Source organism: Gluconacetobacter azotocaptans (assembly GCF_014174355.1).
In the GTDB taxonomy this organism is placed as follows: Bacteria; Pseudomonadota; Alphaproteobacteria; order Acetobacterales; family Acetobacteraceae; genus Gluconacetobacter; species Gluconacetobacter azotocaptans.
Window position 1 is genome coordinate 1 of sequence record NZ_JABEQF010000035.1, and the last position, 7,951, is coordinate 7,951.

At 54.2% G+C, this 7,951-nt stretch carries 9 protein-coding genes; 4 read left to right on the forward strand and 5 right to left on the reverse strand.

From position 1 onward, the window contains the following. A partial coding sequence (locus tag HLH34_RS19240; RefSeq protein ID WP_408871332.1) for a hypothetical protein occupies nt 1–211 on the reverse strand: 211 nt, incomplete at its 3' end. 380 nt (nt 212–591) lie between these two features. Here HLH34_RS19240 and HLH34_RS18790 point away from each other — a divergent pair. Further along, the gene (locus HLH34_RS18790; protein ID WP_183121093.1) at nt 592–2,025 is read left to right on the forward strand and encodes a hypothetical protein; all 1,434 of its coding nucleotides are present in this window, start codon (nt 592–594) and stop codon (nt 2,023–2,025) included. Between the two features lie 317 nt (nt 2,026–2,342). Here the strand turns inward: HLH34_RS18790 and HLH34_RS18795 are convergent, their stop codons facing one another. Then, nucleotides 2,343–3,218 (reverse strand): DUF7946 domain-containing protein, encoded by an 876-nt coding sequence (locus tag HLH34_RS18795; RefSeq protein WP_183121094.1) that lies wholly within the window; start codon nt 3,216–3,218, stop codon nt 2,343–2,345. A gap of 389 nt (nt 3,219–3,607) precedes the next feature. Between HLH34_RS18795 and HLH34_RS19860 the strand changes: the two genes are divergently transcribed. Beyond that, on the forward strand, nt 3,608–3,829 hold the full coding sequence (locus HLH34_RS19860; protein ID WP_373318582.1) for a Fic family protein: 222 nt from the start codon (nt 3,608–3,610) through the stop codon (nt 3,827–3,829). Between the two features lie 193 nt (nt 3,830–4,022). Here the strand turns inward: HLH34_RS19860 and HLH34_RS18805 are convergent, their stop codons facing one another. Both HLH34_RS18805 and HLH34_RS18810 read right to left on the reverse strand, forming a co-directional pair. Beyond that, the gene (locus HLH34_RS18805) at nt 4,023–4,334 is read right to left on the reverse strand and encodes a CcdB family protein (protein WP_183121096.1); all 312 of its coding nucleotides are present in this window, start codon (nt 4,332–4,334) and stop codon (nt 4,023–4,025) included. 4 nt (nt 4,335–4,338) lie between these two features. Next, complete coding sequence (locus tag HLH34_RS18810; protein WP_244960047.1) at nt 4,339–4,629, reverse strand: type II toxin-antitoxin system CcdA family antitoxin; 291 nt, start codon at nt 4,627–4,629, stop codon at nt 4,339–4,341. A 152-nt stretch (nt 4,630–4,781) separates the two neighbouring features. Between HLH34_RS18810 and HLH34_RS18815 the strand changes: the two genes are divergently transcribed. After that, complete coding sequence (locus HLH34_RS18815) at nt 4,782–6,782, forward strand: conjugal transfer protein TraG (protein WP_183121097.1); 2,001 nt, start codon at nt 4,782–4,784, stop codon at nt 6,780–6,782. Nucleotides 6,783–6,789: 7 nt separating this feature from the next. Continuing rightward, nucleotides 6,790–7,221 carry a ribbon-helix-helix protein, CopG family gene (locus tag HLH34_RS18820; protein WP_183121098.1) on the forward strand — a complete coding sequence of 144 codons (432 nt, stop codon included), beginning with the start codon at nt 6,790–6,792 and terminating at the stop codon, nt 7,219–7,221. Nucleotides 7,222–7,418: 197 nt separating this feature from the next. On the opposite strand, the gene HLH34_RS19540 is transcribed toward HLH34_RS18820, so the two are convergent. Then, complete coding sequence (locus tag HLH34_RS19540) at nt 7,419–7,802, reverse strand: helix-turn-helix domain-containing protein (RefSeq protein WP_220792273.1); 384 nt, start codon at nt 7,800–7,802, stop codon at nt 7,419–7,421. Nucleotides 7,803–7,951: the final 149 nt, after the last annotated feature.

The window sequence follows — 7,951 nt, forward strand, 5'->3', positions numbered from 1 at the left end:
ACGCAGCTTCCCGATGATCTCCTCGGGCTTGTGCTTCTTCAATGGCATCTGTCGTCCCTTCAGCAGTGAATTCCATCATACTCAATGGACCACCCGGAAGGGGGCACCTCAAGGCCTGAACGGCATTAAGATAACGATTAGGGAAGTGATAACGGAGCTTGATGTCGTCATCATAGATAGTGCCCGCACGCGTATCAAAAATTCCATTCATCGATAACAATCAACCATATTGCAAACAATTTCCCTAAGTTTAGTGAGCGTAAATGGCTCTGCCGTCGGATATGAAGAAAAAAACTACTAATTTAATAAGGATACCAGACCTTGATATATCTGGCTATTGCGGGCCCTCTCCTTTTAGCGGGAGGGGGGTAAATTAAAGGTCTGACCCTGGAGAGAATTAAAAAATAGCCATTAATGCATGAAAAACTCGCGGCAGTCAAGTTCTAAATAGAAATGTTCTAATAATATATAATTATAATTCGCACTTTCTGGAGCTAAGGACCTGAAAAACGTTTGGGGTAGAAAATTCCCTCCCCAAGACGATGGACAACATGTGATAGCGATTTGATGCAAGGCAGGTTATCTAAGGTAATGGCTCGCATACGAAACCCAATCTTATTTTCTGCTTACTTTGGCGTGCTGCCGGAGACAATTGCGGCTGCGGGACTGATTGACCCGTTCCTTGACGTCGATATGCCGCTCTTTATCGACCCGGTGCTACTCGAAAAATCCAGCAATACTGTGATCGCTACATCGGCCGTCGACCGCTTTCGCCACCATTTCGAGATATTAGTTCGAATGCTGACGATCTCGAACGCGGAGAATGATGCCGCATGGAAGGGTGCCCGTCGCCAACTTGATCTAAGCGAACCGCCTGAGAATGGCCTGGGTTATGGAGGAAGCGGACGTTCGGGCAGCTCCCGACCAAAGGATATTCGTGAAGCGATTTTACGGACAAGTAAGGAGATCATCACGCTTGGCGCGAGAGACCCCGAGATGATTTCATTAATGGGTTTTTTCGAGGAAGATGTCGGGCCAGACACGATCAGTGACCTTACCACAACCGTCATCGTGGAAGATCTTGCCGCGATTACGGAAGCGTTCTGCTTGACAAACGGGGTGCCATTGCTAGAAACCGGCGTCGTTACGAACCATAAACTACCTCAGTTCAAGACAACATCCGGCCACATGGTCCCAATCATCCTCGTGCCAGAAGACATTGTACGCGCACTGCCTATTGCCAATGATTGGTCGGATATCGAGCGTGCCGCGATGGAGAACGCGCGCATTCGCGATCGGGTCAATCAGTTACTTGGCGGCATCATCCGGCCAACAGTGGTCGACCGCAAACATGCGCTGCGCGGCGCGGCGCTCGAATCGCCGGAGGAATTCAACTTTTTTCTCGCTGCTGTAAAGGCAAACGTCAGCAATTATGATCCCAACCTGGATGCTCTTGGCTACTATAGACTGAAAGGCATCATCGCGGATGGTTTCCCAGGCCTGAAGCAGACTTCACCATATGACCTTAAGCTCGGGCCGAATGAAATTATGCGCGTCGTCAGGGATACGGTCGAGCAATTCAAACGGCATGTAGAGGCCGGCAATTTGTGGGAGGAGCTATGGCTAGGCGACAAGCCGAAGAAAGAACGTGCCTCGCAACTCATCTATTATGCAATCGCTGACGCTTTTTGTAAGGCGAACGATCTCGATATTTCGCCCGAGGCAAACATGGGGGGGGGACCGATCGACTTCAAATTCTCAAGCGGCTATTCGGCTCGTGTGCTTGTCGAGATGAAGCGATCCGGAGGGACGGTCGTACATGGATATGAAAAGCAACTCGAGTTTTACAAGGACGCATCACAGACTGAATTCGCCCTATTCGTTATCATGGACTATGGCGATCTTGGCATGAAGTTGAACGAAATCCGACGCATTCAGAAAGCACGTTGGGAGGCAGGCGAGCGGGCGTCTGAGATCATTGTTATCGATGCTAGACGAAAGGAATCAGCAAGCAAGAGGCAATGAATTTCCTAAATTTCAGAGGATACAGACTGTTTAGACTGGGATTCGTGCCCGTCAGCATCTGGCCTGAAGACAGGTTAAGAGCCTGCTTAAGAATACCTGCTAGCGGCATGTCCCCTGGGTGCTTCTTATGCTTCGCGACGGGCGACCATCAAGGTCGCTGCGTTCCGATACTCGGAAACTTACGCCGAGCGCGCCTTTGGGGAAGGCTCTCGTACGCCAGCCGATATTTCCAAACAGGTTCTTAGTGAAAAATCATGGGTAATTTCATCGTGGCACACGTGTGGATGAATAGCTGTGCAACAGAATGGTTGTCGACATTAATATTTCACATCATTGATAATTATTCGTTTTAATATTCCAGTTTTTGTTGTCACTTTTATTCCAGAAAACGAGATGTCTGATAATATAAGATGGTCTTTCTGTTTTTGAGCATTGACATAAAGGCTTCCAGCTATCTTTTCAATTGTGAACGTATTTTTTGCATGATCTGCTATTTCGAAAGGAACAATACGATGTAAACTAGGAATATATATTCTTCCACGGAATGTATTTGAATTATACCCCGTGACATTACCAGAAAAATCGTAAGTTTTTTTTCCAAACTCCTCTTCGCCTAAATGCTCAAAAGTTTTTATATTTAATTCCGGTCCTGCTGCTTTAACCTTTCCTCCTAAATCGAATGAAATATTTGCGCTTTTTGCTGTTTCGGATATAATGATAGGCCTATGCATATCTTGTATAGCGACATGACATTTTTCAATCAAACTATCAAAACGGTCTGCGGTAATATTTTTTGCTTTAGGATGAGATCTTTTGTATTCTTCATACTGTTGTCCGAGTGTTTTACTATAATCTACGTGGAAACCCAATGACTCACTGACCACATAATCGTAAGCTGAACTGATAATATTCCCTATAGGGGTATCTTTCGATACTGTTCCCATAGTCCATACCCCTCCCAAAATTAGCCAAGCTACTGCTTTCCAGCTTCCTTCCTCGGGAGGAGCTAATAATATTTGAGCCCCTTTTAGAGATGGTGCTTGTGTAATAATCTCATCGTTCAATATGAGATGAGTTGTTAATGCTAACGTTCTTTGGAATCCCAATAAAGCTTTAGAAATATCGTAGAAATCAATGGCGTGCTTATCGGATAAAGCGCCATTGTATGATAGCGTTACCTCTAGTGACGTCATTTTATGTCCCTAAAACACATATATAAAAACTTATTAAAGCATTGAGCTTATACCAGGATTACACGTTGAATGCAAAATAAGCCCCGCTGAGTGACTTTCTGTGTGTCCTTCTATTCCCACTTGCTAATCTTTTTCCCTTCCCGTCTTGCTACCCCCTGTCCGAACCGGGGAGCAGACGCTGTTGAGACCCTTAGAGTATCCGTTGTAATCAAGCGGCTTTTGCGCCCCGGTGCGATCATCACGCAGGAGTGCGTTGGCGAGGAAGGCGAGCTTGCGCATGACGGCAGTGATGGCGACTTTGGCGTGCTTTCCGTTGCCGACCAGCCGGTCATAGAGTTGCCTCCCTCATGGAGGGTTTAATAGATCCGGTTAATCGTTATTGGTTAGAAATGGACCTTCTTGAACTGGGACCTTACCTCCTCTGGCGGTTAAATTATATCCACCCCTCTATAAACGGCAACGGTCGAACTGCCCGTGCTGCATGTGAATACGTAACGGGCTTAAAGGATGAGAATTTACTCAAAGGCACAAAGACTCCTTCTGAATCCTTAAAAGACAACCGCAATGGATATATTGACGGGCTAATTAGTGCTGATACGACCTTTCGGTAGGCAGGATGTACAAATCCAGAAAAAGTTGACCTAACAATGCTCTGCACGTTGTTTGACAAATTGATAACAGAAATACTTGCGAAAATTACATAATTTCATTTTCTATTTTATACTTCATTTGCTTCGAGTTTTGCAAAATAAAAACAAACCATTAAATGTCCGAGAAGAGGCGACAGCGGAAGTTCCGCGTTCTTCACGCCCTGCTGACCAGTTCGTCCAGTGCCCTGATGATCATATCCTGGTCGCGCTCGGGCAGGATGCCGACGGCGGCTCCAAGCCGCGCGGCGGGGACAGTCGCCAGGTCGAACGGGTTGGCGAAGACGTTCTCTCCCTCGATTTCGAGGTGCGGCGTCAGTGGGTGATCCGGTGGCGAGGTGCCCGATCGTCTGACGAGCGGCATGACGACGCGGCCCACGCTGCGCTCTAGGCGACTGCTCTGGATCTGCATGACGAACGGGATGTTCCGGTTTTGGCCGGGATTCCGGTAGATCGCGAATTGCGGCATCGGATCAGAGCGTCGAGAATTCGTCGCTCAGGAAGCCGTGCCGCGCGTGCAATTCGTTTACAGCGTCGATCACACCATCGAGCTTGCGCTGTTCGTCCTCGCGCTGTTGCCGCGCGGACTGCAGGTAGTCGCCCAGCAGAGTCTCGACCGTCGCCGAGAGATTAGGCGTTACTTCCCGCACCTGCGCCAGCAGATCGGTGTTGAGCGACAGGTTGACCGGGCGGCGGGGGGCGCTCCGGTCATAGGAAACTCCGAGGTTGGTCCGGCTGGGCATGATCCGACTCCTTATGCGCATGTCGTGCGCATGAGATGAGGATGCCGACGCTAGACCGCAACGCGCAAGTATTTTTTCGCTCCTGCCCGCTCCGGTACGACGGCCACCGGATCATGCTTGCGCCTCGGAAAAGGCCGGTTCTTCGCTGTCTCCTGTGAGCAAGGGAGGACACGATGGAGCAGCCGGGAACACGCATCCAGTGGGGACAGGCGCTGCTGGTCCTGTCCATTATCGTGTTGTCCTGGTGGACGGCGACACAATGGACGGCCTGGGAGCTGGCGTTCCAGCTGGAACTCGGCCGGCCATGGTTCACGGTCCTGCATCGCTGGCCAGTCTATGCGCCACCGTTGTTCTTCTGGTGGTGGTATGAATTCGACGCCTACGCGCCGGCGATATTCGCTCGTGGCGCCTGGATCGCGGGCTCGGGTGGGGTGCTGGCTTTTGCCGCAGCCGTGGCGCTATCCGTCCATCGTGCCCGCGAGGCCAAGTGGGCTGCGACCTATGGCTCGGCCCGCTGGGCTGAGGACGCGGAAATCCGCGCGGCGGGGCTGCTGGGCGAGGATGGCGTCGTGCTGGGGAAATACCGCCGGGCTTATCTCCGGCATGACGGTCCCGAACACGTTCTGACCTTCGCACCGACGCGTACGGGCAAGGGGGTGGGCATGGTGATCCCCACGCTCCTGACTTGGCCGGGTTCGGCCATCATCCATGACATCAAGGGCGAGAACTGGCAGATCACCGCCGGTTTCCGTTCCCGTTTCGGGCGGGTGCTGCTGTTCGATCCCACCAATCCGGCATCCTCGGCTTACAATCCGCTGCTGGAGGTCCGACGTGGAGCGTCGGAGGTCCGCGACGTACAGAACATTGCCGACATCCTGGTCGATCCCGAGGGCTCGCTGGAGCGGCGTAATCATTGGGAGAAAACCTCCCATGCCCTGCTGGTCGGTGCGATCCTGCATGTGCTCTATGCCGAGGACGACAAGACCCTCGCCGGGGTGGCGAAATTCCTCTCCGACCCGAAGCGGTCGATCGAGGCGACCCTGTCCGCCATGATGCGGACGAACCATCTGGACGGGAAGGGGCCACATCCCGTCGTGGCGTCGGCCGCGCGGGAACTGCTGAACAAGTCCGACAATGAGCGTTCCGGCGTGCTGTCTACCGCCATGTCGTTTCTCGGCCTGTATCGCGATCCTGTGGTGGCGACGGTGACCAGCCGGTGTGAATGGCGGATCAGTGATCTGCTGGAGGGCGAACAGCCTGTCTCGCTGTATTTCGTCATCCCGCCCTCGGATATCAGCCGCACCAAGCCGCTGATCCGCCTGATCCTCAACCAGATCGGACGGCGGCTGACCGAAGATCTGTCCGGTCGGGAGGGGCGGCACCGCCTGCTGCTGATGCTCGACGAGTTTCCCGCTCTCGGCCGGCTTGATTTCTTCGAAAGCGCACTGGCTTTCATGGCGGGTTACGGGATCAAGGCGTTCCTGATCGCGCAGTCATTGAACCAGATCGACAAGGCATACGGCCAGAACAACAGCATCCTGGACAACTGTCATGTCCGGGTCAGCTTTGCCACCAACGATGAACGCACTGCGAAGCGCGTGTCCGACGGTCTGGGTGTGGCCACCGAGATCCGCTCGCAGAAGAACTATGCCGGACACCGGCTGTCGCCCTGGCTCGGGCATCTCATGGTTTCGCGTCAGGAAAGTGCGCGGCCCCTGATGACGGTGGGCGAGGTCCAGCAGCTCCCGGCACGGGAGGAGGTCGTCATGGTGGCGGGCTGCCCGCCGATCCGCGCGCGGAAGGCGCGGTATTTCCGGGATCGCCGTTTTGTCGAGCGCATCTTGCCGCCACCCGATCCCACGCAACTGCCGCGACCGGTCCGGCCCGATGACTGGAGTGGCCGCCCGCTTCCTGCCACCCCGCCACCGGAGGAGACGGCACCGTCAGCAGCGCCTGACGAGCCCGACACCGCCGATAGTGATGAGTCCCTCGGCACGGGACGAAAATGGTCGCGCGAGCACGACCCGGCGGATATCGGCAAGCACAGGAAGCGCACTGCACCTGACCTCTTTGGCGAGGAGCCACCACCGGATCCAGAAGCCCGGGATCGCGCCGACCTGACGCGGATCGCCCGTCAGGCTGGCCTCGACCGTGGCAATGATCTCGGGCTGTGAGGGCGTGATGAGAACATCCCCAAAGAAGGCGCGGCTGTCGGTCTATCTGGAACCGAAACTGCTGGATGCCCTGACCGCGCATGCGGCGCGGCGCGATCTGTCCCTCTCCCTGGTGGCGGAAGCCGCCATCGCATCCTTCTTGTCGCCTGATGCCGGTGAGCGGCGGGAAGCGGCGATGAGCCGCAGGCTGGACCGTCTCGACCGGCAGGTCGCCCGCATGGAGCGCGATCTCGGGATCAGCCTTGAGACGCTAGCGCTGTTCATCCGCTACTGGATGACGGTCAGCCCGCCCTTGCCGGAACCGGCCGCAGCAGCTGCGGCGCGGGCGCAGGGGGCGGAACGCTACGAGGCGTTCGTAGCTGCCCTTGGCCGACGACTCAGCCGGGGGCCGTTCTTCCGGCAGGAAATACCAGACGATCTGCCGGCCGAATCCGGGTAGCACTACAGCCGCAGACTACGTTGTTCTCTAATCGTTCATGAATTTGATGATTTCTTGAAGGTTCGAATTTCCGATTGTCTACTTCGGAACTAATTCAGAATTCCTCGTTTTTCTGCCTGAAAAATGAACTGCAACAGTAGTGTTGGGGCATTTACAGGTCGTTGTGCGGTGACGCTCCCGTGAGCATGACGATTTCATTACCCTCCGAAGCGGTTACGGTAGTCGCCCGGTGTTGTCGACAGGCAACGAAGAAAACCACGCCGAAGGGTCTCCTCTGAACCAAATCCGCACCGTTCGGCGATACGTTTGATGGGGAGGGCCGTTTCGGCAAGCAGGCGACAGGCAGCCTCCACACGCAGTTCCTCGACAGTTCGCGATGGTGTCCGCCCCGTGGCCCGGACATAGTGCCGGCTGAAACTGCGCTCGCTCATGCCCGCCTGTTCAGCCAGGCGCGGTAATGTTAGGTCGCTGGCAAGATTCGTCGCCATCCAGCTATGCAGAGTATCGAATTTGCCTCCGTCCATCTGCAGGGCGAGCATCCTGCTGAACTGGGCTTGGCCACCAGGGCGTTTGAGAAACACGACCAGATCCCGTGCCACCGCGAGCGCAATATCGCGTCCTAGAGCATAATCTGATCTAATTGAGTCGTTTTTGGATTCCCATATTGGTCAAAATCTGATTCATCCTGATTGCCGGGATGGGGGCCGGCGATCATGACCCGAGCACTATC